The following is a 26,973-nucleotide window of genomic DNA, read 5'->3' on the forward strand; positions in this document are numbered from 1 at the left end:
ACAATCCGCTCCTAGGCGCCACATCGCCTGCGGTGAGAGACGATCAGGGGATCGACACGGCCGGGGTGAACAACGGCTATTCTGGGGGAAATCATCTTGTCCAAAACCTGCTACGGACGGTCAGTGCTGCTGCTGACTTCGGCATTTGGCGCGCTGTCGATCGCAGGGATCGCCCACGCGCAGGAGGCGGCGACTGACGGCGCGCTCGACGAGATCGTCGTGACCGCAGAACGTCGTTCCGAAAATCTGCAGAACGTCCCGGTTTCCGTCGGCGTGGTCCAGGGCGACCAGCTGCGCGGCCTCCAGTCCGGCGGCGGCGACATCCTTGAACTGGCGGCCCGCGTGCCCGGCCTCTACGCCGAAACCACCACCGGCCGCATCTTTCCGCGCTTCTACATCCGCGGTCTCGGCAATATCGACTTCTATCTCGGCGCCTCGCAGCCGGTGTCGATCATCCAGGACGATGTCGTCCTTGAACATGTCGTGCTGAAATCGAACCCCGTTTTCGACGTCAACCAGGTGGAAGTGCTGCGCGGCCCGCAGGGTTCGCTGTTCGGCCGCAATACCACGGCGGGCATCATCAAGTTCGACACGATCCGTCCGTCGATGGACTGGCAGGGCCGTGCCTCGGCCAGCTATGGCAGCTACAACACCGTCACCTTCGACGGCGGCATCGGTGGCCCCATCGTCGCCGACAAGCTCGCCTTCCGCGTTTCGGCGCTCTACCAGCATCGCGACGACTGGGTCGACAATGTCTATACCGGCGCCAGCGCCGACGGCACCGTCTCGCCCAAGAAGGACGCGATGGGCGGCTTCAACGAAAAGGACGTTCGCGTCCAGTTGCTCCTGACGCCCAATGACACGCTGTCGATGCTCACCAGCTTCCATTATCGCGACTATGACGGCACCTCGACCATCTTCCATCGCGGCGCGCTGGTGAAGGGATCGAACAGCGTCGCGGCCGAACCGCGCACGAAGATCGCCCTCGACGAAGCGCACAACAACCCGCAGGCCTACAAGACCTACGGCGCATCGGAAAATATCGCTCTGGACTTCGGCCCGGTGACCCTGACCTCGATCACCGCCTATGAAACGACAAAGGGTTACAGCCGGGGCGATACCGACGGCGGCGCGGCCGCCAATTTCCCCGTCGCGGGCGTCCCCAGCGGCTTCGGCCAGAGCCAGGGCAATGTCCGCGATCTCGACCAGTTGACGCAGGAGGTCCGCCTTGCCAGCAATGGCGACCATGCCCTGAAATGGCAGGTCGGCGGCATGGTATTCGACAGCCGCGACGTGACCGATTTCTACCAGCGCGCCTATTTCCTGACCACCGCCGCGCGCAATCCCAACAACTGGGTTCGCCTGCGCAACGTCAACACAAGCTGGGCGGTGTTCGGCCAGGCCAGCTATGAAATCGTGCCCGGCCTGACCCTGACGGCAGGCGGCCGGTATACCGAAGACGAGAAATCGACCCGCCTGGTCCGCGCCGCGGCCAATGCAGCGGGCGTCTCCACCTATGCGGGCCGTCGCTATGTGAAGCTGAAGGGCGACGAGCCGAGCTGGGACGTCAGCCTGCTCTACGCGTTCAGCCCCGAGGTCAGCCTCTACGCCCGCGTCGCGCGCGGCTTCCGTGGTCCGACCATCCAGGGCCGCTCTGCGGTGTTCAACAGCGACTTCACGACGGCGGATTCGGAAACGATCATGTCCTATGAAGGCGGCATCAAGACCAGCCTGCTGAACAACCGCGTCCGCTTCAACCTGACCGGTTTCGCCTGGAAGGTGAAGGACATCCAGCTCAACGGCAATGACGTCAACGGCAATGGCGTCCTGTTCAATGCCAGGGCGGCCAAGGCCTATGGCATGGAAGCCGATCTGGAAGCGCGTCCGTTCGAAAATCTGACGCTTTCGGCGGGTGTCAGCCTGCTGCATACGGAGATTGACGACCCCAATGCCGAAGCGCAGGTCTGCGCTCTCAACGGCGTGGTGGTCTGCACGGTCGAAAACCCGTTGCGCACCGTGGCGACGGCCTTCGGCCCGGTCTATCTGGCGAGGATCGACGGCAATCCGTTGCCCAACGCGCCCAAATATACGGCGAATATCGCGGCCCGCTATGATGTTCCGCTCGGCAATGGCGGCAAGGCCTTCGTCGCGACCGACTGGAATATCCAGGGCTATACCAATTTCGTCCTTTACCGGACGAAGGAGTTCTATTCGAAGGGCGACTTCGAAGGCGGCCTGAAGATCGGCTACACCGCGCCCGGCGGCAGATATGAGATCGCGGCTTTCGCCCGCAACATCACCAACGAGAAGAACCTCAAGGGCGTGATTGAAAACTATATGGCGGCGGTCTTCAACGAACCCCGCATCATCGGCGTGTCGCTGAGCGGCAAGCTGTAAGATAAAGTGCACCTGTCCGGGCACGCCCAGCGTGTCCGGGCGGGGTTCTTGCATATTGCGAAACCCGGACAGACGAGAATCAGCGTCAGGTGAGACCGTCAAGCCTGGCCGGCTCGCCTCTGCGCGGGCAGCGATGGCGATCATGGCGTCGGCCTGGCGGATGGGGGCGGGGATCGGCCGAAGCGGGATCGTCAGATCAGATCGAGATTCTTGAGATGGGTCCGCACCACATTGCGGCTAATGCCCAGCGCCGCGGCCGTCTTGATCTGATTTTCGCTCGACAGGCGAAACGCCTCGGTCACGGTGAACGCGACCAGCCGGTCTAGCAACTGATCATGGTCGCCCTTCAGCAGCCGGCCGATGAGGGGACGAACCGCCTCCTCCAGCGAGGCGGGATCGGCGCCCGGATCGCTGGCGCCCACAGGGTCGCCCAGCCCGAGATCGGCAGGCCGGATCCGGCCATCCTCACAGATCAGCGTGGCGCGGTGGATCGCATTTTCCAACTCGCGGATGTTGCCGGGCCAGCCATGCTGGAACAGCGCCTCTTCGGCCGCCGCGCTCAACTCCAGCCGGCTGGCGCCTGCTCGCTTCCCGTATTGCTCGAGGAAATGGCGCGCCAGCGGCAGGATGTCCGCTCGCCGTTCGCGTAGCGGGAGCAGGGGGATGGCCACGACCTGAAGGCGGTAGAAGAGGTCGGATCGAAAGCGGCTCTCATTCACCGCCTGCTGCAGTTCGACATTGGTGGCGGCGATCACCCGGACGTTGAGCGGCACCGCCTTGCGCGATCCCAGCCGGACGACTTCCCGCTCCTGCAGGACACGCAGCAGCTTCACCTGCAGCGGCAGCGACAGGTCGCCCAGTTCGTCGAGGAACAGTGTCCCGCCATTGGCGGCCTCGAACCAGCCGGGCCGCGCGACGTTCGCCCCGGTGAAGGCGCCCTTTTCATAGCCGAACAGTTCACCCTCGATCAGCGATTCGGAAAAGGCGCCGCAATTGACCGCGACGAAGGGCGCGTGCGCCCGATCGCTGAGGCTGTGGACATAGCGTGCGACCAGTTCCTTGCCGGTGCCGGTCTCGCCCATGATCAGCACATTGGCGTCGCTGGGCGCCACTCGTGCGATCAGTGGCAGGAGTGCGCGCGATCGCGGATCGTTGAAGATCAGGGCGCGGGCGCGGGGCCCGACGGCGTGATGCTGATCGCAGTCATAGGCCAGCAGGGGGCGGCCATCGTCATTCGCTGCTGCCACCAGACCGACGTCGGTCCGGCTTCCGGCGCTGCTATGCGAACTGTTCCTCATTGGTCCTCCATCTCAGGCTTGCCCAGGATAGCAGCATATTGTCTTCTGTTTTGGTAGAAAATAGACTTGCGAGCCTAGTTGAGCTTTCAACGCGGCGGTCAGAGCGGGCGCATCAGTTCCGCTCGCCGCACCATCACCACGCGCGATGCCTTCGCCGCGCGCCCTTCCTGACCACCCGATGCCGCTCGACGCCTCCGCTTGGCATGGCGTCGAATAATCTGCCCTTCGACAGGTTTTCCGATCCCTTCTCATGGATGTGCACGATCCTACACCATCGTTTGGATCGATGGGCCACGGCAGTCTAATGCGTCAGGGCTGGGGAACTTGCCACAAGACATGGCCTCAAGGCGGGAGAAGATATGACCACGCATCAACGGGCGGGATTTGCCACAGGGATCTCGCTGCTCCTGCCGATCACCTTGTCGGCAATGGCGATCGTGTTGCTGGCGCCCAATCTGCCGGCGTTGCTCCAGGAATTCGCCAGCGTTGAGCATCACGAATATTGGGTGCCGATGGTACTGACGGTGCCGGCGCTGTGCGTTGCGCTGTTTTCGCCGATGGCGGGAATATTGGGGGATCGGTTCGGTCGCAGGCGGCTGCTCCTGGCGGCTTTTCTCGTTTATGCGGTGGTGGGCATCGCGCCGGTCTTCCTGCGCGATCTTGGCTGGATCATCGTGTCACGCGTGGCGGTCGGCATGGCTGAAGCGATGATCATGGTGCTGAGCACGACGATGATCGGCGACTATTTCGAAGGCCCCGCGCGTGACCGCTGGCTGGCAGGGCAGACAGCCATGGCCTCGATATCCGCTCTTCTGTTCCTGAACGTCGGCGGTTTCCTGGGCCGGTTCGGCTGGCGCGCGCCATTCTGGGTCTATGGTTCGGCGCTGCTGATGTTCGTGCTGGTGCTGCTATTCACCTGGGAACCGGCACGGCGCGACTCCCCGGATGCGGAAATTGCCCAGCGCGACGCCAGTTCGGCCGGTTTCCCGTGGTTGCGAATGAGCGGGATCATTGCGATCACCGTGTTCGGGTCCGTGCTGTTCTACACCGCGCAGATCCAGTCCCCGATCGGTTTGACCCAGTTCGGCATCACCGATCCGGCGCGGATCGGCTTCCTCACTTCGCTCGCCAGCATCGGGGTGCCGGTGGGCACATATGTCTATTCGCGCGTGGGATCGAAGCTGCCGATCGCGAGTCTGCTGCTGATCGAGTTCACGCTGCTTGCGATCGGCTTCCTGCTGATGAGTCGCTCTGGTGCGCCGGCGGGCTTTCTTGCCGGGTGCTTCATCAACCAGTTCGGCGCCGGCATGCTGTTGCCCTCGCTGCTGGTTTGGGCGATCAGCGGACTGCCGTTCGAGGTCCGCAGCCGCGGCGCGGGATTGTGGACCGGCGCGTTCTCGGTCGGGCAATTCCTCTGCCCGGTGGTGGTGACGGTGGCGGGGAGCCACACGGGCGGATTGCGCGGGGCCTTCGGCGTCCTCGCCGCGGCGGCGCTGGTGGGCGCGGCGCTGAGCCTGTTCGCGCGGCTGCGCAAAGACTCGGCTATGGTCCATGCCTGAGCGGCTCGGCGACCGAAGGGGCGGCGCTCTTGCCGCCGGAGAGACCTTCGTTCAGGCCCTGACCACCGTCTGTTCGAGCACGCCGAAGGGAGAGCGTCCGTCGCGACACACCGCCTCCATGCGGACAGTGTCGCCGTAATGCATGAACTCGGTGATGGCCGCGCCTGTGTCGACGATTTCGATGCCCCGCCGTTCGGCGATGCAGGATGAGCCGACCTCCCGGAAATTGGGATTCGACACCGTGCCCGAGCCGATCACCGTTCCCGCGACGAGATTGCGGGTGCGGGCGGCATGGGCCACGAGCTCGTCGAAGCCATAGGCCATCTGTTCGCCATCGGCATTGCCGAACGGCTTGCCGTTCCAGTGGACGAACAGGTTCATCGCCGGGCGGCCTTTGCGCCAGGCCAGGCCGAGTTCTTCAGGCGTGACGGCAAAGGGGGCCATGCCGCAGGGCGGCTTGGCCTGGATCCAGCCGAAGCCCGACTTCATCTCCGGCCCGGCGAGCTTGCGCAGCGACCAGTCATTGATCTGGACGACGAGCTTGATGTGCCTGCCGGCCTCCTCGGCGGACGTGCCCATCGGCACGGCGTCGGTGATCACGCCGAATTCGCCCTCGAAATCGATGCCGAGTTCCTCGCTTGCCATCGGCACCTCGGCTAGGGGTGCGTGAAAGGTGTCCGAAACGCCCTGGTACATCAGCGGCCAGTCGGGCTTGAACGGCTCGATGCCGAGCGCTTTGTCCATCAGTTCGCCATGGCTGGGATAGACCGAGCCGTCGAGCCACTGCCAGGCGCGGGGCAGCGGGGCGAGCACATGGGCCAGGTCCAGCGCTTCGGGGAAGTTGGTGATCGCGGCCATCTCCGGCTCGATCATCTCCCAATTCTCCAGGGCTTCCTGCAGGCACCGGACCGGCGCAGCGGCGCAGTGCGCCGCATCGGGCGAAACGACGACCAGGCGGCCGTCGGCGGTTCCGTTGCGAAGCGTGGCAAGGCGCATGGTGGAAGGGTCTCCCGATTATCTCGACGTCGGATTATCGGACCGCGCAGACGAGGCCAAAGGCATTTGGTCGATACGCTCGCATCGATACAATGTGATGGTCGGTCGACGGAGCTAGCGGCATTGATCCGTGCTGCAATCATATCTTCGGAGTATTCGATGGCGATCTGGCTCAAGCGCGGAGCGAGCGCGGAAGCGAAGGCAGACGCGGACCGCAAGGTGCGCGATATTGTCGAGGCGGCACTGGCGGATATCGAGGCGCGCGGCGATGTGGCCGTGCGCGAGATGAGCGTCAAATTCGACGGCTGGGACAGAGAGGACTATCGCCTGAGCCAGGCCGAGATCGACGCGGCGGTCGACAGCCTTACCCCTCAGGAGCGCAAGGACATCGACTTCGCCCAGGCCCAGGTCAGGAACTTTGCGCAGGTCCAGCGCGATTCGATGAAGGACGTCGAGGTCGAGACTCTGCCCGGCGTCGTGCTTGGCCACAAGCACCTGCCCATCCAGAATGCCGGGTGCTACGTACCGGGTGGCAAATATCCTCTGCTCGCCTCGGCCCATATGAGCGTGATCACCGCCAGGATCGCCGGCGTGCCGCGCGTCATCACCTGCGCTCCGCCGTTCCAGGGCAAGCCGGCGCTGGCTATTGTCGCCGCGCAGGCGCTCGCCGGGGCCGATGCGATCTATGCGCTCGGGGGCATCCAGGCGATCGGGGCGATGGCCCTGGGTACCGGGACGATCGACCCTGTCGATATCCTTGTAGGTCCCGGCAACGCCTTCGTGGCCGAAGCCAAGCGTCAGCTCTACGGCCGCGTCGGCATCGACCTCTTCGCCGGTCCGACCGAGACCCTCATCATTGCCGACGAGCTTGGCTGCGACCCTGAAATGGCCGCGACCGACATCCTGGGACAGGTCGAGCACGGACCCGACAGCCCGGGCGTGCTGCTCACCAACAGCGAGAAATTCGCCCGCGAGACGATGGGAGAGATCGAGCGCCTGCTGAATATCCTTCCCACCGCCGACCATGCCCGCAAGGCGTGGGAGGCCTTCGGCGAGGTGATCGTGGCCGAAAGCTACGAGGAGATGGTCGACATCGCCGATGAGATCGCGAGCGAGCATGTCCAGGTGATGACCGCCGACCCAGACTACTTCCTGGCCAACATGACCAATTACGGCGCGTTGTTCCTGGGCAGCCGCACCAACGTGTCCTATGGCGACAAGGCTATCGGCACCAACCACACCCTGCCGACGAAGAAGGCGGCGCGCTATACCGGCGGCCTGTGGGTCGGCAAGTTCATCAAGACCTGTACCTACCAGAAGGTTCTGACCGACGAGGCAAGCACGCTCATCGGCGAATATTGCAGCCGCCTCTGTGCGCTTGAGGGCTTCGCTGGCCACGGTGAGCAGGCCAACATCCGCGTCCGCCGTTTCGGCGGCAGGAACGTGCCCTATGCGGGGCAGGTCGAACCAAGCGAACTGACACGGGCGTGAGGACCGGGGGCATGACCGCTCTCCCCCAGACTCCCAGCTTTCGCCTCGACCATCGCCGCGCCCTCGTCACCGGGGCGGGGCGCGGTATCGGCCTTGCTTGCGCCGCGGCGCTGGCGCAGGCGGGCGCGGTGGTCACGCTTGCCGCCCGTTCCGCTGGCGAGATCGGGGAAGCGGCCCAGGCCATTCGTGCCGCCGGTGGCACGGCGGAGGCGGCGGTGCTCGACGTCTCGGACCTTGCCGCCGTCGAGACCTTCTTCGCCGCGCGCGAGCCCTTCCACGTCCTTGTCAACAACGCCGGGACCAACCGGCCCAAGCCGATATGGGACGTGACCGAAGAGGATTATGACGCCGTCCTTGCCCTCAACCTCAAGGCCGCCTTCTTTGTCGCGCAGGCCTGCGCGAAACGGATGATCGAGACGGCAACGCACGGCAGCCTCATCCACATGGGGTCCCAGATGGGCCATGTCGGCGGACCCAACCGCAGCCTCTACTGCGCGTCGAAATGGGCGCTTGAGGGCATGAACAAGAGCTTTGCGCTCGACCTTGCCCCCCATGCCATCCGCTCCAACACCATCGCACCGACTTTCATCGAGACGCCGATGACCGCCCCGATGTTCGCCGATGCCGTGTTCAGGGCCAATGTCCTCACCAAGATCAAGCTCGGCCGCATCGGCCGGGTCGAGGACCTCATGGGAGCCGTCCTCTACCTCGCTTCCGACGCCTCCGCTTTCATGACCGGCACCAGCATGGTGGTCGATGCCGGTTGGACCGCCGACTAGGAAGAAATCCTCATGTTCGAATGCTTTTCCGAAACTGCATGTGGAATCCCGGCATGAACCTGGCCCTGGTCTGCGGCGGCAATGATCCCGAGCCGGGCAAGCGCCGCCGTCCGGTGCGCGGGTGCGGCATCGGCATGCGCGACTGCATGACCGACTGGCGGGCCCAAACCCTTGCGGAGATGCGCTGATGGCGGAGTTCACCTTTCATCACGGAGGAGTATCCGTACCCAGCCTTGACGAGGCTATCGAATGGTATGGACGCGTACTCGGCTTCGAACTGGAGAAGCGGTTCTGGATCGAGGCGGCGCGCAGCCACACCGCCATGGTGCGCAAGGGGCCGCTGCGATTCGAGCTGTTCGAGGTGGAGGGGGCGGCGTCGCTGCCTGAGGACCGACGCTCTCCGCTGCGCGACCTGCTGGTCCACGGCAACAAGCATGTGGCCTTCCGGGTCGAGGATATCGAGGCATTTCTGGCCGAGATGACGGAGAAGGGAGCCGACATCGCGTTTGTCGTGCGCGAAGCCTTCGGCAAGGGTTGTTTCATCCGCGACTGCGCGGGCAATTTGATCGAATTTGTCGAGGATGGCTCCCAGCAGCCGGGGCCGGGTGGTGGTCGCTTGACAGCGGCGACCGGCCCGGTGATCAGGGCTGGATGATCTTCGCTGAACCCAAGGTTGCAGCCGAGTTCGAGCGCTATGCCGACCGCGCAACGGCGGACGCGCGAGCTTGGCCCGGAGGGCTGGCGGTGCGCGACGAGTTTCCGATCGGAAGCGGCATCGAGCTGACGGCGAAATGGACTTGTGCAAAACCCAGCCTGTGAAAGACCCAGCATGATATATGAGATTGCAACGCTGACGATCGACCCTACGCGCAGCGCCGAGTTTGAGGCGGCGGTTGCTGCGGCGCGGCCCTTTTTCGAAGGCGCCACGGGTTTCCTCTCCTTCGCCCTGCAGCGGTCGATTGAGCATCCCGAGCGTTATCGGCTGGTGGTCGGCTGGGAAAGCGTCGAGGCGCACATGGTCGATTTCCGCGAAAGCCAGGGCTTCCAGCATTGGCGGGCCCTGGCCGGGCCATTCTTCGTCGAGCCCCCCAGCGTGGAGCATGTCGCTACGGTCATCTGATCACCGTGGCTCCAGCGCTCCTGGATATCGCCTCATTTTCGAAATAGCAGGGTCAGCAGGAACAGGATTGTCCGGAAATCCAGCAGCCTGAGCGCGGCGCGGGCCTCGCCCGGCGTGAGCTTGGCCACCATGGGCATGGCGCCGAAGATCTTGCCGCGCACGACCAGCGTGTTGCCGTCGCGCTCAAGCTTGCGGATCGCCATGAGTTCCTTGTCGTTGGCGTCGAGAATCCTCGCCACCGGGGGCTTGGCTGCATTGCTCACTGGACGGCCCTTCCGCAGACCTTGTCGTAGTCGATCCCCATGTCGTCCATCATCTGGATGGCCGTGGCGCGGCCCGCGCCGAACACGCCGCCCCCTGGGTGCATGAAGGGGCCGACAAGATAGAGACCCTCGATCCCGGGCACGCGCAAGCTTCCGAGGTCGGGAGTCGGGCGGTGGCCGGCGGACTGGTAGAAGAACGGCGCGCAGCCGTGGATGTCGCCGCGCACGAAGCTGGCCGGGCTGTCGCGCTCGTGGTCGATCGGCGAGCGGATGAGGCGGCCGGTGATGTTCTCGTCGGTGAGGTTGACGTAGAACTTGCGATACTGGGCGAGAGCCTTGTCGGCGATCTCCTCCTTGCGTTCGTCCCACGAGGCGGGGCCGCCCGGCCAGAGATTATAGGGGGCGAAGTTGACGCCGTAGAACAGGCCGGCTCCTTCAGGGGCGCGGGAAGGATCGAAGATCGTGTTGTCGCCACCCGCGACGAGACGCGAGCTGACCTCCCCCCGGCGCAGCTTGTCATATTCGAGGCTCATGTCGCGCACAGTGTAGAAATCCATCAGCTCGGTCATCATCGCGTTGCAGTCGTTGCCGACCTTGAGCCGAAGCCGCTCCTTGAGCGTCATATGGGTGAGATTGATCGAGAAAGTCGATTGGGTCACGCGCTCGGCCCGCTGGAGCACGGGTTCGGGCGTTTCGCCCACGAACTTGCGCAGGACGTGGGGATGAATCGCGCCGATCACACCGTCCCTGGCCATGAAGGTCTCGCCGTCCACGAGTTCGAGGCCGACAGCCTTGCCGCCTGAGACGATGACGCGCCTGACCTCGGCATTGCAGCGCACCTCGCCGCCGAAATGCTCGATCGCGCGGACGAGGGCGTGGGAGAGCTGGCCGGAGCCTCCTTTGGGCATCGAGCAGCCATAGCTGTGGACGATGCCGGGCATGACGAAGGCGCCCATGCCGGTGCCGAGCTCGTCCGGCATCTGCAGGTTCTCGGTCACCATGCGGACGATGTGGAGCTTGAGCAGTTCGCTGTCGAAATAGGCGTCGACAATGTCGAGCGCGGTACGCTGCATCAGGTCGAGGAGGAAGCGGCCCTCGTCGGACTGGTCCATCATCGCCACGAAAGCGCCCATCGGGAAGGGCGGGCTGTAGAGACCGCTGACCAGCATGGGCAGTGCGGTCTGGCTCATCTGGACGAACCGGCGGTAGGCTTCCGCGTCCTTCGGGCCGCAGATCCGCGCCAGTTCCTCGCAGGTCTTGTCGAGATCCTTGTAGGAGCGGATGACCGTGCCATCATCCCAGATGCTCACATGGATCAGGTCGGGGTAGATATATTCCAGGCCGAACCTCGACAGCAGCCCCAGCTCGTCCTCCCGCAGCATCGGGTTGCCCTGGATCATGATGTGCACGTTCGAATGTTCGTCGTGCCAGAAGCCGGGGTGAAGCAATTCGCGGGTGGAAACGCCGCCGCCATAATGGGGTTTGCGTTCGAGGACGAGCACCTTCTTGCCCGCCTTGGCCATGTAGGCGGCGGCGACGAGGCCATTGTGGCCCGCGCCCATGACGACGATGTCGTAAGGGCTCATTTCAATGTTCTCCGGACAGGAAGGAGCGGAAGCCCGCGAGGCCCGGAACATGGCTGGCGCAGCCACCATCGGCCACCAGCACCTGACCGGTGACGTGGCGGGCCGCATCCGAAACGAGGAATCCCACGACCTCGGCAATGTCCTCGGCCTCGCCGAGCTGATCTCGCAGGGTTTCATCCTCGACCGTCCGGCGCAGGGCAGGGGGAAAGGCCTCGCGCAGGGCCGGGGTCATGGTCATGCCGGGGGCGACCGCGTTGCAGCGTATGCCGGCCTTGCCGTGGCTGGCGGCGATGGCGCGGGTCAACTGGATGATCGCGGCCTTGGACGAGGAATAGGCCGACTGGATCAGATGGCCCTGCACGGCGAGGTTGCTGACCATGTTGACGATATTGCCGCGGGTGCCGCGCAGATGGGGCAGGGCGGCGCGGCAGGCGATCATCGTGCCGCGCACGTTGACGGCGTAGGTCCGGTCCCAGAGGGCCGTCGCCATGTGCTCTATGTCACCGTCGGCCCGGGCGATATCGGGGCCGAGCAGGGCGGCGTTGTTGTGGAGCACGTCGATACGGCCGAACCTTGCGACAACCTCGGCGATCATCGCCTCGATCGAGGCTTCGCTCTCAAGGTCGAGGGACACGGCGATGGCACCGGGAATTCCGGCGGCCAAGGAGCGAGCCGGATCCAACGCGATATCGGCGATCGCCACGCTGGCGCCGCGCCGCGCGAGCAGCCGTGCGGTGGCCGAGCCGATGCCCCCGGCGCCGCCGGTCACGATCGCCACCTTGCCGTCAAGACGAATGGCATCTTCGGCCATCATGCTCTCCCAATTCGTTGACCTTCCCGGCAGGCGGCATAATGTATCCGCGAACAGAGGGAAGACGGCACTTTTTTGTGCCCAGGGCACATCATGACCAACGGGTGCAGCGATACTCCGGACCGTCCGGGCCTGGCCAGCCTGGCCCAGGAAATGGCACGGCACGGCACGGCGCGGGACGCCCCGGTGCGTGAGGTCATGGGCCTGCTGGGCGACCGCTGGTCGACCCTGATCCTGCTGGTGCTCGCCACGGGCGAGCTGCGCCAGGCCGAACTCAGGCGGCTGCTGGCGACGCTCTCGGCCGAGCAGGCAATTTCACAGCGGATATTGACCCTGAAGCTGCGCGCGCTCGAACGCGACGGCTTCGTGGCGCGCAGCGTAAGCGCCGACGTGCCGCCGAAGGTGAGCTATGCGCTTACCGGGCTGGGCGCGGCGCTGCACGGAGAGACGCGACGGCTGATTTACTGGGTGAACGCGAACGAGGAGGCGATCCGCATGGCGCGTGCAGCCTTCGACGCGGCTGACGACTAGAGCGATTTCACTTTGAGTGGAAATCGCTCAGTCTTTTGAGGCCGCATTTTCCCAGCCGTCGACCGTAAACGGTCAACTTGAAAATACGCTAGGGGAGAGGCGCGCAGGTCATCCCCGGACGTGGTTCATCCGATATTCGACCTTGATCCAGTGCGATCGATCGCGACGGGTTCGCGGGACGCGATGACCGAGCGCATCTAGCCGGGCGAGATCGTGCACAAGGGCGATCACACCGTAAACCACCAACGGGCCCCTTGAGGGGGGGAGGAGGGAGATTTTCAAGATGGAATGGTGGGCGCGCTGTTCGGTCACCCGCTGCTACGCCGGGTGCTGCTGTCCGACTTCGCGGTCACGACGGGACAGAGCATCCGCAGCGCCCTGATCGTTCTTTTCGTGACGCACTATATGGGCCTGCCCCACTGGGCGAGTGGCCTCTTCCTCTTCCAGTTCGTCTTTGGCATCGCCGCCGCTCCGATCTGGGCGCAGATCGGCTATCGCATCGGCAAGCATCGCGCCGCCGTCGCGGGGGAACTGGCGCAGGCCGCAATCAATGTCGGGCTGCTGCTCGTCGTGCCGGGCCAGATCGGCCTGTTGCTGGCGCTGACCCTCGCTCAGGGGCTGACGCAAGGGTCGGGCAATCTGATGCTGCGGTCCATGGTGGCCGACATTGCCGACGAACAAGCGCCTTGGCAGATATGATGACACGGTCATCATCTTCCTTGCCGATAACGGACCGGAAGGCACCGACATCGACGCGCCAATCCACTTGACGCTGACGCCGCAAGACAAGGCCAAGTTGGGAATCGACAACAGCCTCGGCAATATCGGCACGGCCACATCCTATGTCGGCTACGGGGCTGGCTGGGCGCAGGCAAACAGTTCGCCTTCCCGGCTGGTGAAGGGCTATCCGACCGAGGGCGGGACGCGGGTCACCGCCTTTGCTGCGGGACCTGGCATTGCCGGGCGGCGGATCGCCAACGCCTTCATTAACGTCACCGACGTCGCGCCGACCTTGCTCGACCTTGCCGGCCTGACGCAGCCGGGCAGCTTTGCGGGCCGTCCCATCCTTCCCATCCAAGGGCATAGCCTGACACCCCTGTTGATCGGCGGCCAGGCGGAACTGCACCCGCCGACCGAGGCGGTGGGCACCGAGCTTTTCTACCGCCGCGCCTTGCGTAAGGGGGACTGGAAGGCAGTTTTCCTGCCGAGTTCCGGCGGCGCCTACCCGCGCAAGAGCGTCGGCACCGGCACATGGCAGTTATTCAACATCGCCAGCGATCCCGCCGAAGCACATGATCTGGCGGCGAGCCAGCCGACCAAGTTGCAGGAACTAGTCGCCGACTGGAACAACTATGCGAGGGATAAGGGGGTGATCCTGCCGGCGCAGGCAGACGGGCGGAAATGAACCGGGTGCGGCAGGTCAGATCGGCGGTCTTCCTGTCGGTCGCCGCGGGATCGCTGCTGGGCGCGGCGCCGCTACCCCGAGCATCTTGGTCGGCGGCGAAGCGCTGCGACAGCAAGGACGAGCGAGTGCTCGTCCCTGCGGGCACGGTGCTGCTGGGTGAGGATGGTGAGGGGCGACCGGGGTGCAGGGTCGCCGTGGCGGCGTTCCGGATTGACCGGCATGAAGTGACAAACCGCCAGTTCGCCGCTTTCGTCGCGGCGACAGGCTATCGCACCGCTGCCGAGCGCGCAGGCAGCTCGGCCCTGTTCGTGCCGCCCACGGGCGCGGTCAATCTCAACAATGCGGCCAGTTGGTGGCGCTATCGCAAAGGCGCCAGCTGGCGTCATCCTGAAGGTCGCAGTAGCAGCATCGCCGGGCGGGAGGACTGGCCTGTCATTCATGTCGATTATCAGGATGCGGCGGCTTATGCGCGCTGGGCCGGCGGCGCGCTTCCCAGCGAAGCGCAATGGGAGCGCGCCGCTCGCGGTAGCCAGACCTCCCCACGGAAGGCGGTAAGCTGGGCCTATGCAGGCGAGGATCATTCGATCGCCAACAGCTGGCAGGGCGTGTTCCCGGTCCGCGACACTGGGAAGGACGGCTATGTCGGCCTCGCGCCGGTGGGCTGCTTTGGCGGCAATGATTTGGGCCTCCACGACATGGTCGGCAATGTCTGGGAATGGACCAGCGAACAGCGCGATGGCACCAGCCGGGTCAAGGGCGGCTCCTATCTCTGCGCTATGAACTATTGCGCTAACTTCCGACCGGCTGCCTTCCAGGCGCAGGAACTTGACCTGGGCACATCGCACATTGGGTTCAGGACGATTTCAGCCGAACCAGCCTTTCCCTAGGGTCGGCCTAAAACGCATGCACTCGGTCTTTGGCCGTTCGCGTGCAACCATTGCATGGTCCATCTCCTCTCGGGGAATTGCGGAGCGATCGCCTGCGAAATAGCGCGTATCGATGGGTAGGTCATTCTCGGCGGGAGTTCACGCCAGGAGGACATAGGCGGCGCCGATTGCTGCGCAGGCGCCCAATACCGGCAAAACACCAATTTTGAACCGGAAGACCGCGACCAGCGCGCCGATCGACAGTAAAGTCGCGGGGATGTTGATCGAATCCAGCACTGGCACGTCGAGAGAACCTGTCGGTGTCGCAACCGACCGGACCTCACCGAACAGCGTGTGGATGGCAAACCAGAGGGCCAGATTGAGGATCACGCCCACCACCGCCGCCGTAATCGCTGTCAGAGCAGAGGACAGGGCTCTGTTGCCTCTCAGCCGCTCGATGAAAGGCGCACCGGCGAAGATCCACAGGAAACAGGGCACGAAGGTCACCCAGGTCGTCAGGATCGCGCCGAGGGTTGCGGCTGCCAGGGGCGACAAAGGACCCGCATCGCGAAAGGCAGCCAGGAAGCCGACGAACTGCGTCACCATGATCAGCGGCCCGGGGGTGGTTTCCGCCATGCCAAGGCCGTCCAACATTTCACCCGGCTGCAGCCAGCCGAAGGTGTCGACCGCCTCTTGCGCGACATAAGCGAGAACAGCATAGGCGCCGCCAAACGTCACGACCGCCATCTGGCTGAAGAAGCTGGCGATCTGGTAAAACACGTCATCGGGTCCGAGTGCCAGGAACAGCGTCAGAACCGGTGCCAGCCAGAGCAGCAGCAGGACCGAGCAGATTCGCAGCGACCAGCCGTAATTTGGCTTCGCATGCGCGGGCAAGGCTTCGCCAAGTGCGGTGTCCCGGTCGTGGATGACCTCACCACCGGCTGCGCCATGACCGCCACCGCCCTTGAACTGCGGCAGGCCGCTGCGCCCTCCGAGATAGCCGGCGAGTCCGGCTGCGAGCACGATCACTGGGAAGGGCGCATCGAGGAAAAAAATCGCGACGAATGCAGCGGCGGCTATGCCGCGCATAACGTTGTTCTTGAGCGCCCGGGATCCGACGCGCACGACAGCCTGCACCACTACCGCCAGCACAGCCGCCTTGAGGCCGAAGAAAAGCCCCTCGATGAGCGGCACCTGACCAAGCAGCACATAGACGTAGCTCAGGCCCAGTATCGCGAGGAAACCGGGCAGCACGAACAGAGCGCCAGCGATGAGGCCGCCCTTGGTCTTGTGCAGGAGCCAGCCGATATAGACGGCGAGTTGCTGCGCTTCTGGCCCTGGGAGCAGCATGCAGTAGTTGAGCGCGTGAAGGAAACGCTCCTCACCTATCCATCGTTTCTCTTCGACCAGGATCCGGTGCATGACCGCAATCTGACCGGCCGGACCGCCAAAGCTGAGGGCGGCAATTCGTGCCCAGACCTTTGTCGCTTCCTTCAAGGAAATGCCGTGATCGCCAGCGGAAGGCGTTTCCGCAGTGGTGATGGCGGATGCACTTGCCGTCATAGGTCCGTCTTTCTGTTGCTGAAAAAGGCATGAAACTGATTGAGAGCTTCGCTCGCCATGGCGATACGTTGAAGATCATCGTCGGTGGATGCACAAACGCCGGACAGCATAGCGCCGACACCGGCGGTCTCGGGCCGAGCGAATTTGCCGTCCCCGATGTCCAGCTCATGGATAATCTCTCCGATGGCGACGAGTGCGGGATCGCTTGTCAGATTGGCGCGCAGCAGCAGGGTTTCGAAGCTGCAACGGCCTTCTTCATGCGTGAACTCGGCATCGACCATGTCGAAGCGCAGCTCGCCGAGCACCGGATCATAGTGACGGCTATCGACAAACTTGAAATGTGCGTCCGGATCGATGAAGCGCCGGATCAGCCAGGCGCACGCAATCCGGTCGACATGGACGCCGCTACGGGTAAGCCAGGTGCGCCCTGTAAGGTCGATCGGTTCTGAAAGTGGGGCCGGCTCGGTCCGGCTGACATCGGGATGCTGGTAGCGCTGGCGGTCGAGCTCGGCCAAGGCAGCTTCGGCTTCCTGCCGGCCGTGTGAGCCGAAAAAATCCAGCTTGCCCACCTCTTCCAGGCGCTTTTGGAGTTTTGCGATGTCCGAGCCGCTTGCCGGGCCTGTTTGCAACAGGCGCTGTGCGGCCTGAGCAATCTCGTCATAATCAGCGTCGCGGGCATTATCGAAAAGGACGCGAACGTCAGCGTCAGATTGGCCTGCGAGGAGTTGCGCTTCGATGAGCGTCGCCTCCCCTCCGCTGGCGATGATCTTCTCAAGCAGTTCACGGAAGGCGAATTCGGCCTCGGGCGATCGGGGAAGAACATGCACCGCATTCTTCAAGGGCACCGCCCCGACCGCCTGCAATCGCCGCCATATCTTCACGCGCAGATAGGGTGGCTTCGCGGGAAGCTGGTGCAAAAGCGCGAGCCAAGGGCTGGTTCCGGTGAAATTCATGATGCATATGTATCATAGACCTCGATTCGTGGAAATAGCTATACCTATGAAAACTCGCTTGGCCCTGAAGCTGCCTTTGTCGGCGTGGCTTGCCTGCTGCGCAGCACCTGCCCTTGCACAAGAGGACGGGTTCTCGCTCAACGGAAGCGTGAGGCTTCGCTTCGAGGAAATTGAAGGTCAGCCCCGCGCAGGGTTTGACAGCGAGGACAGCCTGTTCAACATCCGCACCCAAGTGCTTGGAGAATATCGAAGCGGCGCCTTCCGAGTAGGGGCAGAGCTGTTCGACAGCCGAGCCTATGGCGAGGACTCAGGGACACCGATCTCCACCAACGAGGTCAATGCGCTGGAACTGGTGCAGGCCTATGTCACTGCCGATATTGCCGCGCCGTTCGGGAAGGGGGCCAAGCTGGAGCTGACGGCGGGACGCATGACCCTCAACCTTGGATCACGACGACTGGTAGCCGCCGACGATTATCGCAACACGACCAATGGCTATACTGGCTTGCGCGCAGATCTGACCGCGCCAGAGGGCTTAAAGGCCACCTTCATCTACACGCTGCCGCAACAACGCCGCCCCGACGATCGGGAGGGCGTCACGAACCATCGCGTTCGGTTCGATCATGAAGGCTTCGATCTGGTGCTGTGGGGCGGCGTCGTCAGCAAGACGAAGGCCTTAGGGCCAGCAGCGGCGGAGCTGACCTATTTCCATCTGGGCGAACATGACAGGCCAGGAAGGCCGACCCGCGATCGATCGCTGAATACCTTCGGCGGGCGCATCATTCGCGAACCGGAAACGGGAAAGTTCGATTATGAGCTTGAAGCCTTCTACCAAACCGGAAGCATCAGTGGATCCTTGGTAACCACAGCACAGCGTCAATCGGTAAGCGCCAGCTTCATCCATGCCGATGCGGGATATAGTTTTCCTGGACCATGGAAGCCGCGACTATCCGTCGAATTCGACCGGGCAAGTGGCGACCGCGCAGGAGGAGATTACGGTCGGTTCGATACGCTGTTCGGGATGCGTCGTGCAGACCTTGCTCCTGCGGGGCTCTACAATTCCGTGGCGCGTGCCAACATCGTGACGCCCGGCGTTCGGCTGGAGGCGACGCCGGACAAGCGCTGGGACTGGTGCGCAGTCTATCGCGCGATGTGGCTGGCATCGCGAACCGACGCCTTTTCGTCCACAGGGGTTCGGGACAGCAGCGGGCGTTCCGGCAATTTCGCCGGCCATCAGATCGAAGGTCGCGTACGCTACTGGATTATCCCGTTACGGCTTCGGTTCGAATTTGACGGGGTGCTGCTCGCCAAGGGAAGGTTCCTGCGCGACGCGCCCAATGCGCCTCCAAGGAAGTGGACCCGCTATACTTCCTTCAATTTGATGGCGAGTTTCTGAAGAAATGGCCGCACTGCACTCGAGAAGATCAACTCTTCACGCATTGCTTTCGGCAAACTTAAAGGCGTTTCGAGAAAGCGGTCAGTGACAGCTTCACCGAGTTGGGCTGCCTCGAAGATGCCGTTCGCCACATTTTCGCGCGCAGGGCACATCCTTCCAAGATTAGCCGTTCGCCGTCGGGCCCGCGAATGGCAGAAAAGTCCCAGGTGCGGACGGTCCGGTTTTGCCTGTCGGCAGCCCGCGACTGGCCGATTTCAGAATGTCGGGTTTCTTTTGGCTAAGGGCGGATAGCTGCCCTTTAACAATCAGCCAATTTCAGCAATCCTTTTTGACAGCAAAGAGTGGCCGATCCGCACCGGCGAGTTGAGATCAATTTCCGCCACCTGTCGCATACCCGCTATTCTGAACGTCATCGTCGAGACAAAAAATTGGCCCAGCGACCTAAATCACCGGGCCAGTAGAGTCTCGTTACCGAGGCTCGGGTCGCAGTGCATGGATAACACTACGACAGATAAAGGATATTAACATATGTATAGATCGATTATTTTAACTTCGACCAAAAAATAAATAATTCCCAAATGAATTATATTTTTGTACCATTCTTAAATTATCCATTCCTTATATGTCGATGGAGATAATTTTCATCAAACCCTGCAATTTGAACAAGCTTCTCTGGACAGGATATAATCAGGCTTCCCCGGCTGAGCGACATGGCGCCACTTGCCTTCAATTCTTTCAAAATGCGATTTAGATGGACAGGTGTCATGCCTAATGCATCGGCCAGCAATATCTGAGAGAGCGGCAGCGTAAGGTGCTGACCATTTATAAGGCCGATATTGCGAGCCCTCAAATACAGTTCGCATATCAGATGCGCGACGCGCTCGATGCTCGTCCGCCGCCCCATGCTAGTGATCCAGGCACGCAACGTCCCTTCATCGATCAACTGCGCAAGATACATGGCTTTTGCCACGTTGGGATGGCGATCCATAATTCTGTCAATCTCTGGGCGATCAATCGTAGCGATGACGGCTGGCCCTATGGACTGAATGCTGTGATCCATCTGCTCAAGAAGACCGACATGCAGGTCACAGGAGTCGCCCGGCATTAAAAAGGCCAGGATCTGACGCGTCCCGCTGGGCAAAATCTTGTAGCGGCATGCCCAACCATCCAGAACCACAAACACCGGCCCGGGGCGATCGCCTTCTCTAATGAGGTCGTGTCGAGCAGCAATCTTTCTCGGATGTGCGGTCGCCACGGCCAGAGCCGCTATATCATTTTCAGACAGTGTCGCGAATCTGCTCAGTTTATTGATGAACCGGTTCATCAGCCACAGTCCCACAGGATCATCAAAATTAATATTGTTGTATATTATTGTCGAAAGTTAACATTGATGATGGCTCTCGATGCATGTTGCTATTAAAATGACAAGATCGTCGGCCCGCACTTCAGGCTCCGGCGGCTGAGAGACGCGCGCTCTCGCCTGATGGAGGCAACCGATGACGCAAGATGTTGACAACCTCGGTGCGGGCCTCGCTTCGCCGTTCAAGGGCCCTGACCCGCACGGAGAAGCGGCGCTGGTCCTAGTTGAAACCTTGATCCACGCGCTGGTAGCAAAGGGCAGCTTAAGCACCCTCGAAGCCATTGAGATTATCGTCGATGCGGCAGGGGTGCAGTCCGCAATGGACGAGGATCGGATTCATATTCCCGGTGGACAGCCACAGGCGGTTGCCTTGTTGAGAACCATCGGCGGAAGTCTCGCTAACGATTTACCAAAGTCATAAGACTGAACAGAGGTGGTGGATGCCTCCCTTTACCGCTTCCAGTTAGGCATCCTTTCCGCGCGTGAGCAGAACGATCGCTTTCGGCCAGCCTTGTGCCGGTCGCCCCGGTTAAGGGCGGTCAGGACGGATCGCCGAATGGCGACTTACGGCGGCCGGAAGCTTGAGCCGGACACTTTCTCGAGCGAGAGGTGCCGCGCGACAATCAGGATGAGAGAGGATTAGCAGCAACGACCCCCTCCGCCAAGAAGCCACAATTCCGTGAAGACGTCCATTTACGAAAACGGCTTTAGGATCGCAACGTGAGATGTGGTATGCTGGCGTATCCCGGCTTCGACTCCGTCCATGGCCGCCGTGACTGAGAGACTGTCGCGCTCCCGCCCCACGAGGAGAGTGTCATGTCTGCCTCATCAAACACACCGTCCCAAATGCCATTGCCGCGATCTGCCCTGCATGAGCGGGTCGAGCGGCTAGGGCTCGCACTGGGTGCGGAACAAGAGCGGAGGCTTCGCGCTCGTCTTATACTGGCGCCGGGCGAAACTAATCCGAACAAGGCCATCGACGGATGGAAAAATGAAGACGGCCACCTTTCCGATGTTACAACATCTCGTATTTCCACCACGCCACGAAGTACGAAAATATTCTGGTTCAGCGCTGACCTCTTCCGTGATAACACCTTGACTCGAGCGGTCATCATGAATGCGTTACTTACTCTTATGGCAGCAACTATTCTTATTATAATGTACGATTGAAGGCGAGAAGATGGAAATTTGTCAAGAGGACTACAATTTTCCAACGGCAAACAACCTAGATATCGCAGCCATGATCATCAATCCTCAGGCTGGACTGGCAAGTCTGCCCAACACAACTCGAAAGCGTCTTCGGGCTTGATGCGCTTCTCGCCAGTGCGCGTGACCTACTAGCGCGCGGCAAACTTCTGACTCGTTCCGACGTGCGCCGCCTCAACGAGGCCTTCGGCGACGTGGCGACACCCTAAATACGCTGAGCAAATCAACCGGTTTGTCCAGTTCGCAGAACGAAGCCTAGGTTCAGCGGCGTCCGGCTTCGGAACGCAACTCTACTCAAATGGAGGTGGACCATGTCTGATGCGCAAGAAGTTCGAAGGCGCTTTAGCGCCTTTCGATCGGCAGCTGAAGAAGTAGGAATGGCTAACGAACAAAAGGCAAAAGCAGACGCCAGTTTGAAATATGCGATTCAGCAGAAGGCCGTATCACAAAGTGATTCGCAGAATTATAACCAAAGGAATTACTTCGCGATGAATATTGAAAACACGGATCTGGAACGCCGGGTACTTGCCCATGAACGGATTCTCCGAGCTTTGATCCGTCATATCGCAGAGGAGCAGCCCGACATTCTGGCGCGCCTCAAACAAACATTCGGTCAAGGCCATGTCCTCGGAGAGGAGGAACAGGATTATGTGACTACGCAGCAATATGGTGATCAATTCATCCGGGCGATCGAGCAGGCAATAGTTCGAAAGGGTGACACTGTGTAAAGCCGCGCGAAAGACCCCGCACTAAAAATATTCTCGCTTACCAAGCAATACAGTCGTGCGGGCTTTTCCATCTCCTTACCTCGAGATGCCACCACCCTCGTTCTCCCATTCGTCCAGAGCAGTAGCGAGTTCATCTCTCTTCGCTCGGCTCCACCAGACCTGATCGTCCCACTTGCGGTCCGCAGCACCAACCAGCAAACGCGCGTTGCGTTTGGCCAGCCAAATCCTGGCAGCGACGATTTTCTCATAGCCGAAGATCGATCCGGCATTGGCTATTCCAGCAGCAGCGCGGATGACATAGTCTGCCCATTCGGCAGGTCCGGCATCGTTTTTTTTATCGGTAATCATGATGAACTCCGCGTCAGCAAGCGGGAGCGACTGAGTCTCTCTGCCACAGGATGCTTGCGACTAGAACCGGGTGATGATGCATCTTATCACGGTTGAACGAACCAGCAGAGTCCTATTTCATCCTCAATATGTAGAGCGCGGATGAACGACCTTGACTGGCTTGCCGCACCGCTGTCGCCGGCGTGAACAGGTAGTCGATTGCCAGCCGACGGCTTGTACATCGCCAAACAGGATTCTCAGACCCAATGGCCGCTTGTGGCAGATGATGACGAGCTGCTGGACGGCGAAAAGTGGCGCCAAGCCGCCACACCGTTTTAACGGCTGCTGACCGTCCAACTGTGCTTTTGGTTCCACAGCGCTCACGATTCTCTATATCGAACCGTGGACAACATCCGGCAATAATGGCGAGGAACTCGTCCGTTGCCTCCAAAGGAAAGAATCAGCGCGTTCGTTCGATGAGCCAATCGAGCAGCCCGGCGGCAAGAGCACTGTGGGCGAGCTCGATGCCAGCCCAAAGATGGAGCTGAGATGAAGGCGGTAGGCTGAGATTTTCCTTCGGCGAGTGGCAGATGAAGTAGAAGCGCTGGGCGCTTCCGTCACGGTGGAAGCGTTCCAGATAATCATCGAGTGTGGCTTGGCTGGCGCTCGATTTCACCTGAACCCATGCCGTTTCGTTCGTCGTCGGATTATCGAGCAGGAGGTCGATATCGACCTCGCCGGTCCCAAGCGCAGATTGGCGCTGCTACCTGATGCGATGGGGGTTTATCTAGTCGTCACCCCCGACGGCTTTGACCCGCAATATGTTGAACGCGGCACAGGCGGTTTCTTTAAAGGCCGAGACCCTAATGTCTCAGCCGCCATATTGAGCACGGCCTGGGTGAAGGGCGCACGGGTGATTAATATCGGTAAGGCCGGTGGAGCATCCAGCTCCAGCACGCTGCGGAAGCGGCTCCGGCAATATATTCGCTTCGGCCAAGGGCAAGCCGTTGGGCATTGGGGCGGGCGCTATATCTGGCAGCTGCATGGATGCCATTCGCTGCTTATCTGCTGGAAGGCGACTGAGGTTGAACCTCTCATAAAATCCCGTCGCCAGGGATCACGCTCCCGTCTTGCCTCTTGCTTGCGGCGCTCATGGTCTGCCAGCCATCCTGCGATGATCGTATGGGGTCTGTTGAGGCGCTCGGGCACATGAAGGGAGACCGTCTTACTCCGCGCATCGTCCAGCGCCTGCTGAACCGGTGAGTTGGGATCGTCGAGGCCTTCCGGTTCCGTAGACGAAATGCGCACTGACGCGGGCGTATTGGACTGGGCAGCAGGTAAGGGAACGGTTATCACCTTATGGCCTGCCGCCTTCTTCGCCCAATGCCCGCGCGGTGGATAGGGAATATCAAGGCGCCTACAGATCTTCGCCAGACCATTGCCGCTGATCCCAAAGCGTTCCCCAAGCCGGACCATGGGTGTTTCCCACACGAGGCGATGCAGTTCCTCCCGGCTTACCGTTGTAGGTTCGATTTTGGTCGGCTCGTCGTTCATGGCGCGCAATTTTCCGGCATTATGGCATCGGTCCAGTGTGTTAGACCTATTACTTAGGGATGACGGCTTCCGGAAACACGGCTTGATCGAAGAAGGGATCCCGCTAATTTCAGGTGCATGGGGGATATTCTGAAATTTCGTCGACGACGCCGTCGCAAATTTTCGTATGATTGGGGTGTCCCGGTCAGCAAGCGCAAGGCTCCATCCCAGCTGCTACTGATCCTGATAGGATTGGCGTTTGGGACCTGTTCTGGCTTGGGGTTTATTTATTGGCCGATCCTGGCACCCGCCCAGCAAGAGGCGTCGTCAACCCAATTCGGATTTTGTCACGTCGGCGGCGGGATCAATTGCGTAGTGGATGGCGATACCTTCTGGTTCAACGGTGAACGCATCCGCGTCGCCGATATCGACACGCCTGAGACCCACCCACCGCGCTGTGCCGCTGAAGCTGAATTGGGCAATCGTGCTACTCAACGCCTGCATGACCTGCTCAATGCCGGTCCCTTCAATCTTGAAGCTCCGCTGCTGCGAGATGAGGATAAATATGGGCGAAAGCTGCGGGTCGTGACGCGCAACGGGGTGTCCTTAGGGTCTCAACTGGTAGAAGAGGGGTTGGCGTGCCGTTGGACTGGATCGCGGCAGCCCTGGTGCTGAATGGGCTCGGCATGGCGATCAATCAAATATCTGCATCGGCAATTGTCGATTCGGGAGACAATGAGGATCTATGAAGCGCGCTTACTTTCAATGCACGGCCGCTGAGCTGGAGCGTGCCGATCCCCTTGCTATCCTTGGCGCGCTTGCTGAGAATCTGCCTTTTGCCGTTGAACCGGCACAGCGGCAGGCATGGATTTTTGAGATCAGCCATCTCCAGGCGATTGCAGCCGAATTGCCGGGTGGCCATTTCTTCTTCGAGTTCATGATCCCGCGCATGGGACGGCGCGCCGATGTCATCATCCTCTATCGGGGCCTGATTTTTGTCGTTGAGTATAAGGTGGGTGAACGCAATTTCGGCCGCGCTGCCATCGATCAAACATTGGGATATGCGATCGACCTTAAAAACTTCCACGAAACCAGCCATGACTTGCGGATCGTGCCGATATTGGTCGCAACGGATGCGGCAGACACATTGAGCAGTGCTGATTGGGGGACGGACAATGTGATGTCGCCCCTTTTGACAAACGCAGATAGCCTTTTGTCCAAGATTCAGCACGTCGCTGATCGCTTTGGCCACACAAAGCTCGATGCGACTATCTGGGCGGCAGGCCGCTATAAGCCGACCCCGACCATCATCGAGGCGGCACAGGCCCTCTACCGGGGTCATAGTGTTGATGAGATTTCGCGATCCGAGGCCGGAGCTGAAAACCTCACCACGACATCGGCCTATATTGCGGCTGTGGTCGAAACCGCGAAGCGCGAGCAGAAGAAGGCAATCTGTTTCGTGACGGGTGTGCCCGGTTCGGGCAAAACGCTAGCCGGGCTCAGCATTGCGAACAGCCGCATGCGGGCGCACGAGGATGAGCATGCCGTGTTTCTCTCGGGCAATGGTCCCCTGGTCGATGTGTTGCGCGAAGCACTGACCCAAGACGCACTGGAGCGATATCTCACGCTTCCACGGTCCGAGCGTCCGTCCCGCGCCTCGGAATATCAAAAATCATGTGCCTTCATTCAGAACATTCACCACTTCCGGGACGACAATCTCGAGGGGAATATGCCGCCCGTCGAAAAGGTCGTGGTCTTTGATGAGGCACAGCGCGCCTGGGGTGAAGAACAGACCAGCCAATTTATGCGACAGAAGCGCGGTCAGATCGGCTTTGCCATGTCCGAACCACGGTTCCTGCTTTCGGTGATGGACAGACATTCTGATTGGTGCACCGTCGTGTGCCTCATCGGCGGTGGCCAAGAAATCAACACCGGCGAGGCGGGCTTGGGTGAGTGGCTTGACGCCCTTGCGGGGCATTTTCCGCACTGGCAGGTCCATTTGCCGGAGCAGATTCTGGGCCGTGAATATCTGCTGGCAGGGCGCGGCGAAGAGGCGATTGCGGAGATCGCTCCGACAAAGACCCCCGACCTTCATCTATCGGTGTCGCTTCGTTCATTCCGGGCTGAAAAGCTCTCTGACTTTATCGGCGCGATTATCGAGGGAGATGGTGATCGAGCTCGGACGCTGCTGTCCCAGCTGACCGAATATCCCGTCGTCATTACACGCGATCTGATCGCGGCCCGCGAATGGCTTCGTCGCCATCAGCGTGCCAATGAACGGGTCGGCTTGCTTGCCTCCTCCAATGCGCTTCGGCTCAAAGCCGAGGGTGTATTTGTCAAAGCGAAGATTGAGCCACCAATTTGGTTTTTGGCGCCGCCAAGCGATGTCCGATCATCCAATATGCTCGAGGACGCTGCCACGGAATTTGACGTGCAGGGCCTGGAACTGGATTGGGCATGTGTGTGCTGGGACGCCAATCTGCGATGGGCTGCTGACGGCTGGAGCAGCATGGCGTTCAAGGGTACCAAGTGGCAGCAGATCAATGATCCACAGCGTCGGTCCTATCTGCTGAACGCTTATCGCGTTCTTCTCACCCGCGCGCGGCAAGGGCTGGTCATCTTCGTGCCCGAAGGAGATCCAATAGATCCATCACGCAATCCGGCATTTTATGACGGCGTCTTTGAATTCTTGCGAAGCTGCGGCATTCCAACAATCGAGGACGTAGAAACAGATGTCCCGTTGCTAATCGGCGAGGCGCATCACTGAGCCATCGCAGACATTGGGACTGGCGATTATCGCGGTACGCA

29 protein-coding genes are annotated in these 26,973 nt (G+C 61.4%); 18 read left to right on the top strand and 11 right to left on the bottom strand.

What is annotated here, in order from left to right; genetic code table 11:
* The first annotated feature begins 96 nt into the window (after positions 1-96).
* Positions 97-2,397, top strand: coding sequence for a TonB-dependent receptor (locus tag ACN9MX_RS12435; RefSeq protein WP_363826944.1), 2,301 nt, complete (start codon positions 97-99; stop codon positions 2,395-2,397).
* A gap of 191 nt (positions 2,398-2,588) precedes the next feature.
* Here the strand turns inward: ACN9MX_RS12435 and ACN9MX_RS12440 are convergent, their stop codons facing one another.
* On the bottom strand, positions 2,589-3,695 hold the full coding sequence (locus tag ACN9MX_RS12440; protein WP_363826947.1) for a sigma-54 interaction domain-containing protein: 1,107 nt from the start codon (positions 3,693-3,695) through the stop codon (positions 2,589-2,591).
* A gap of 359 nt (positions 3,696-4,054) precedes the next feature.
* Between ACN9MX_RS12440 and ACN9MX_RS12445 the strand changes: the two genes are divergently transcribed.
* Positions 4,055-5,254, top strand: a complete 1,200-nt coding sequence (locus ACN9MX_RS12445; protein WP_363826949.1) for an MFS transporter — start codon at positions 4,055-4,057, stop codon at positions 5,252-5,254.
* Positions 5,255-5,305: 51 nt separating this feature from the next.
* Here ACN9MX_RS12445 and ACN9MX_RS12450 read toward each other — a convergent pair whose 3' ends face one another.
* Positions 5,306-6,250, bottom strand: coding sequence for a fumarylacetoacetate hydrolase family protein (locus tag ACN9MX_RS12450; protein WP_363826951.1), 945 nt, complete (start codon positions 6,248-6,250; stop codon positions 5,306-5,308).
* Between the two features lie 159 nt (positions 6,251-6,409).
* Here ACN9MX_RS12450 and hisD point away from each other — a divergent pair, with 159 nt between their 5' ends.
* The 6 genes from hisD to ACN9MX_RS12480 are packed head-to-tail and all read left to right on the top strand — an operon-like array spanning position 6,410 to position 9,640.
* A complete protein-coding gene (gene hisD, locus ACN9MX_RS12455) occupies positions 6,410-7,741 on the top strand; it encodes a histidinol dehydrogenase (protein ID WP_363738358.1) in 1,332 nt (443 codons plus the stop codon).
* Between the two features lie 11 nt (positions 7,742-7,752).
* On the top strand, positions 7,753-8,520 hold the full coding sequence (locus ACN9MX_RS12460) for an SDR family NAD(P)-dependent oxidoreductase (protein WP_363826953.1): 768 nt from the start codon (positions 7,753-7,755) through the stop codon (positions 8,518-8,520).
* Between the two features lie 53 nt (positions 8,521-8,573).
* The gene (locus tag ACN9MX_RS12465) at positions 8,574-8,708 is read left to right on the top strand and encodes a hypothetical protein (protein ID WP_363826956.1); all 135 of its coding nucleotides are present in this window, start codon (positions 8,574-8,576) and stop codon (positions 8,706-8,708) included.
* Positions 8,708-9,175 (top strand): VOC family protein, encoded by a 468-nt coding sequence (locus ACN9MX_RS12470; RefSeq protein WP_363826959.1) that lies wholly within the window; start codon positions 8,708-8,710, stop codon positions 9,173-9,175. Before ACN9MX_RS12465 ends, ACN9MX_RS12470 begins: the two co-directional genes overlap by 1 nt.
* Complete coding sequence (locus ACN9MX_RS12475) at positions 9,172-9,339, top strand: hypothetical protein (protein WP_363826962.1); 168 nt, start codon at positions 9,172-9,174, stop codon at positions 9,337-9,339. The genes ACN9MX_RS12470 and ACN9MX_RS12475 overlap by 4 nt, the downstream gene beginning before the upstream one ends.
* Positions 9,340-9,349: 10 nt before the next feature.
* Positions 9,350-9,640, top strand: coding sequence for an antibiotic biosynthesis monooxygenase family protein (locus tag ACN9MX_RS12480; protein ID WP_363738365.1), 291 nt, complete (start codon positions 9,350-9,352; stop codon positions 9,638-9,640).
* A 32-nt stretch (positions 9,641-9,672) separates the two neighbouring features.
* Here ACN9MX_RS12480 and ACN9MX_RS12485 read toward each other — a convergent pair whose 3' ends face one another.
* The 3 genes from ACN9MX_RS12485 to ACN9MX_RS12495 are packed head-to-tail and all read right to left on the bottom strand — an operon-like array spanning position 9,673 to position 12,303.
* A complete protein-coding gene (locus tag ACN9MX_RS12485; RefSeq protein ID WP_363755395.1) occupies positions 9,673-9,903 on the bottom strand; it encodes a hypothetical protein in 231 nt (76 codons plus the stop codon).
* Positions 9,900-11,489, bottom strand: coding sequence for a phytoene desaturase family protein (locus tag ACN9MX_RS12490; RefSeq protein ID WP_363738369.1), 1,590 nt, complete (start codon positions 11,487-11,489; stop codon positions 9,900-9,902). Before ACN9MX_RS12490 ends, ACN9MX_RS12485 begins: the two co-directional genes overlap by 4 nt.
* 1 nt (position 11,490) lies before the next feature.
* Positions 11,491-12,303 carry an SDR family NAD(P)-dependent oxidoreductase gene (locus tag ACN9MX_RS12495; RefSeq protein ID WP_363826964.1) on the bottom strand — a complete coding sequence of 271 codons (813 nt, stop codon included), beginning with the start codon at positions 12,301-12,303 and terminating at the stop codon, positions 11,491-11,493.
* Between the two features lie 90 nt (positions 12,304-12,393).
* Here ACN9MX_RS12495 and ACN9MX_RS12500 point away from each other — a divergent pair, with 90 nt between their 5' ends.
* The 4 genes from ACN9MX_RS12500 (at position 12,394) to ACN9MX_RS12515 (ending at position 15,123) form a co-directional block, all read left to right on the top strand.
* On the top strand, positions 12,394-12,831 hold the full coding sequence (locus ACN9MX_RS12500) for a winged helix-turn-helix transcriptional regulator (RefSeq protein WP_363738373.1): 438 nt from the start codon (positions 12,394-12,396) through the stop codon (positions 12,829-12,831).
* A gap of 288 nt (positions 12,832-13,119) precedes the next feature.
* On the top strand, positions 13,120-13,530 hold the full coding sequence (locus tag ACN9MX_RS12505) for an MFS transporter (protein WP_426387036.1): 411 nt from the start codon (positions 13,120-13,122) through the stop codon (positions 13,528-13,530).
* Positions 13,499-14,236, top strand: coding sequence for a sulfatase-like hydrolase/transferase (locus ACN9MX_RS12510; RefSeq protein WP_426387037.1), 738 nt, complete (start codon positions 13,499-13,501; stop codon positions 14,234-14,236). Before ACN9MX_RS12505 ends, ACN9MX_RS12510 begins: the two co-directional genes overlap by 32 nt.
* Positions 14,233-15,123, top strand: a complete 891-nt coding sequence (locus ACN9MX_RS12515; protein ID WP_363826996.1) for an SUMF1/EgtB/PvdO family nonheme iron enzyme — start codon at positions 14,233-14,235, stop codon at positions 15,121-15,123. Before ACN9MX_RS12510 ends, ACN9MX_RS12515 begins: the two co-directional genes overlap by 4 nt.
* Positions 15,124-15,261: 138 nt before the next feature.
* Here the strand turns inward: ACN9MX_RS12515 and chrA are convergent, their stop codons facing one another.
* Together chrA and ACN9MX_RS12525 are read right to left on the bottom strand one after the other, a co-directional pair.
* Positions 15,262-16,665: a chromate efflux transporter gene (chrA, locus tag ACN9MX_RS12520; protein WP_363826999.1), complete on the bottom strand. Its 1,404-nt coding sequence runs from the start codon at positions 16,663-16,665 to the stop codon at positions 15,262-15,264.
* Entirely contained in the window at positions 16,662-17,618 is a 957-nt protein-coding gene (locus ACN9MX_RS12525; protein ID WP_363827002.1) for a chromate resistance protein ChrB domain-containing protein, read from the bottom strand. Before ACN9MX_RS12525 ends, chrA begins: the two co-directional genes overlap by 4 nt.
* 46 nt (positions 17,619-17,664) lie before the next feature.
* Between ACN9MX_RS12525 and ACN9MX_RS12530 the strand changes: the two genes are divergently transcribed.
* Entirely contained in the window at positions 17,665-19,011 is a 1,347-nt protein-coding gene (locus ACN9MX_RS12530) for an alginate export family protein (protein ID WP_414714628.1), read from the top strand.
* A gap of 607 nt (positions 19,012-19,618) precedes the next feature.
* On the opposite strand, the gene ACN9MX_RS12535 is transcribed toward ACN9MX_RS12530, so the two are convergent.
* Positions 19,619-20,335 carry a Crp/Fnr family transcriptional regulator gene (locus ACN9MX_RS12535; RefSeq protein ID WP_363827007.1) on the bottom strand — a complete coding sequence of 239 codons (717 nt, stop codon included), beginning with the start codon at positions 20,333-20,335 and terminating at the stop codon, positions 19,619-19,621.
* Between the two features lie 172 nt (positions 20,336-20,507).
* Here ACN9MX_RS12535 and ACN9MX_RS12540 point away from each other — a divergent pair, with 172 nt between their 5' ends.
* The 3 genes from ACN9MX_RS12540 (at position 20,508) to ACN9MX_RS12550 (ending at position 22,305) form a co-directional block, all read left to right on the top strand.
* Positions 20,508-20,792 carry a hypothetical protein gene (locus ACN9MX_RS12540; RefSeq protein WP_363827009.1) on the top strand — a complete coding sequence of 95 codons (285 nt, stop codon included), beginning with the start codon at positions 20,508-20,510 and terminating at the stop codon, positions 20,790-20,792.
* A gap of 395 nt (positions 20,793-21,187) precedes the next feature.
* The gene (locus ACN9MX_RS12545; protein ID WP_363827012.1) at positions 21,188-21,541 is read left to right on the top strand and encodes a hypothetical protein; all 354 of its coding nucleotides are present in this window, start codon (positions 21,188-21,190) and stop codon (positions 21,539-21,541) included.
* 347 nt (positions 21,542-21,888) lie between these two features.
* Positions 21,889-22,305, top strand: a complete 417-nt coding sequence (locus tag ACN9MX_RS12550) for a hypothetical protein (protein ID WP_363830494.1) — start codon at positions 21,889-21,891, stop codon at positions 22,303-22,305.
* 75 nt (positions 22,306-22,380) lie between these two features.
* Here ACN9MX_RS12550 and ACN9MX_RS12555 read toward each other — a convergent pair whose 3' ends face one another.
* The 3 genes from ACN9MX_RS12555 to ACN9MX_RS12565 all read right to left on the bottom strand — a co-directional run bounded on the left by ACN9MX_RS12555 (position 22,381) and on the right by ACN9MX_RS12565 (position 24,186).
* Entirely contained in the window at positions 22,381-22,653 is a 273-nt protein-coding gene (locus ACN9MX_RS12555) for a hypothetical protein (protein ID WP_363830496.1), read from the bottom strand.
* 439 nt (positions 22,654-23,092) lie between these two features.
* Complete coding sequence (locus ACN9MX_RS12560) at positions 23,093-23,308, bottom strand: hypothetical protein (RefSeq protein ID WP_426387038.1); 216 nt, start codon at positions 23,306-23,308, stop codon at positions 23,093-23,095.
* 350 nt (positions 23,309-23,658) lie between these two features.
* Entirely contained in the window at positions 23,659-24,186 is a 528-nt protein-coding gene (locus tag ACN9MX_RS12565; RefSeq protein ID WP_426387039.1) for a hypothetical protein, read from the bottom strand.
* A 117-nt stretch (positions 24,187-24,303) separates the two neighbouring features.
* Between ACN9MX_RS12565 and ACN9MX_RS12570 the strand changes: the two genes are divergently transcribed.
* Both ACN9MX_RS12570 and ACN9MX_RS12575 read left to right on the top strand, forming a co-directional pair.
* A complete protein-coding gene (locus tag ACN9MX_RS12570; RefSeq protein ID WP_363830509.1) occupies positions 24,304-24,840 on the top strand; it encodes a thermonuclease family protein in 537 nt (178 codons plus the stop codon).
* Between the two features lie 70 nt (positions 24,841-24,910).
* Positions 24,911-26,932 carry a DUF2075 domain-containing protein gene (locus ACN9MX_RS12575; protein ID WP_363830512.1) on the top strand — a complete coding sequence of 674 codons (2,022 nt, stop codon included), beginning with the start codon at positions 24,911-24,913 and terminating at the stop codon, positions 26,930-26,932.
* Positions 26,933-26,973 lie beyond the last annotated feature (41 nt).

This window comes from Sphingobium sp. R-21 (assembly GCF_049913335.1).
Classification (GTDB): Bacteria; Pseudomonadota; Alphaproteobacteria; order Sphingomonadales; family Sphingomonadaceae; genus Sphingobium.